The sequence below is a fragment of the Streptomyces colwelliae genome (genome assembly GCF_048158785.1).
In the GTDB taxonomy this organism is placed as follows: Bacteria; Actinomycetota; Actinomycetes; order Streptomycetales; family Streptomycetaceae; genus Streptomyces.
The window spans coordinates 1-1,468 of record NZ_JBLTJC010000781.1 but is presented as its reverse complement, the minus strand read 5'-3'; the positions used below and the strand labels follow the sequence as shown (position 1 = coordinate 1,468).

The following is a 1,468-nucleotide window of genomic DNA, read 5'->3' as shown; positions in this document are numbered from 1 at the left end:
GCCGCGCCGGCCGTACGGATGCGGCAGGCGGCGCTCACCGTCCAGGTGCTCGCCGAGGGCACCGCGCTGCTGGTCATCCTCAGCCACGCCTGAGCCAGCAGCAGGCGCATCCGGCCGTATCGGCACCGAGTCCCGGCCGCCAGCCGAAGGGCGGGCGTGGGGCGGATCGCGTAGGAGTGGAGGGTGCACCTCTCGCCGCCCGTCGAGCCCATGCTGGCCCGCTCCGTGACCGCGCTGCCGCGCGCCGGATCAAGGCCGCCGCTGTTCGAACAGAAGGCGGACGGTTACCGAGCCCTCGTCTTCGCCCGCCCGACGCCCTACATCCAGTCCCGGCGTGGCGCGGACCTCGGGCTAGCGTTCCCGGAGATCGTCCGGGCCGCGGCCGCCCTGGGTGTGGAGGCGGTCCTGGACGCGGAGCTGGTGGTGTGGAGCGAGCACGGGCTCGATTTCTCCGCCCTTCAGCGGCGAGCCCGCCGCCGGGGAGCCACCGCGGAGCACGCCGCCCGCCAGGAACCCGCCCACTTGATCGTCTTCGACCTCCTGGAAGTCGCCGGAACCGTCCTCCTGGGCGAACCCCTTCACCGGCGCAGGGCCGCGCTCGAGGACCTCTTCACCTCGCGCCGACTGGCCGCCCCCTGGGCCCTGTGCCCGCAGACCTCAGACCGGGAGACCGCGTTGTCCTGGCTGGACCCGGCCTGGGGCACGGTGGGCGTCGAGGGCGTCATGATCAAGGATCCGGGCTCCCGGTACCGGCCCGGAGAGCGCGGGTGGCAGAAGCTGCGGACGCGCACGACGGCGGAGGGGATCATCGGAGCGGTCACCGGAACCGTTCACGCTCCGAAGAGCCTCCTGTTCGGCCGTCTCGACCCCGCCGGCCGGCTCCAGCTGATCGCCCGCTCCACACCGCTGTCCCGGCCCGCGTCAGCCAAACTGGGCGTCGCACTGCGCCCCGCCGGGCAGGAGCACCCCTGGCACGGCCGTCGCTTCTCCGCCGGGTGGGGCGCCTCCGAGCCGCTCATCTTCCAGACCGTCGTACCCGACCTCGTCGCCGAGATCGATGTCGATACCGCTGTGGACCTGGGAACGTACCGGCACCCCGTGCGCTTCCTGCGACTTCGTGACGACATGACCTCGGGGGAGGTCTAGGTTCCGGGTGCTTCGCCAGCCTGCGCGGCCTGATGGCGCGGGCACGTCACCGGGACATGCCCGCGCATAGGCGGTGCCTCACTCCACGAGGCCCCGTTCGGGGCCCTGGCGCGCTGCGGGTCAGAACAGGACGGGCCGGGGCTGGTGGAAGTAGCCCGTCTGCTGGGCTGCGGCGATGGCTGCGGCGGCCGGGCTGTCTCCGCCGGCCGGGATGTGCGGATAGACGCAGTCGACAAGGTCGTACGACTGCGCGTCGCCGCATCCGGAGCCGACCACCGCGCAGACCGGCGAACTGTCTCCGCCAGCCTCGGTCCACACGCCG

2 protein-coding genes are annotated in these 1,468 nt (G+C 73.0%); one reads left to right on the top strand and one right to left on the bottom strand.

Annotated features, from left to right (window positions below; translation table 11 throughout):
* The first annotated feature begins 183 nt into the window (after positions 1-183).
* A complete protein-coding gene (locus ACNFOC_RS54305; protein WP_416966300.1) occupies positions 184-1,146 on the top strand; it encodes an ATP-dependent DNA ligase in 963 nt (320 codons plus the stop codon).
* A 120-nt stretch (positions 1,147-1,266) separates the two neighbouring features.
* Here ACNFOC_RS54305 and ACNFOC_RS54300 read toward each other — a convergent pair.
* A partial coding sequence (locus ACNFOC_RS54300; protein ID WP_416966299.1) for a hypothetical protein occupies positions 1,267-1,468 on the bottom strand: 202 nt, incomplete at its 5' end.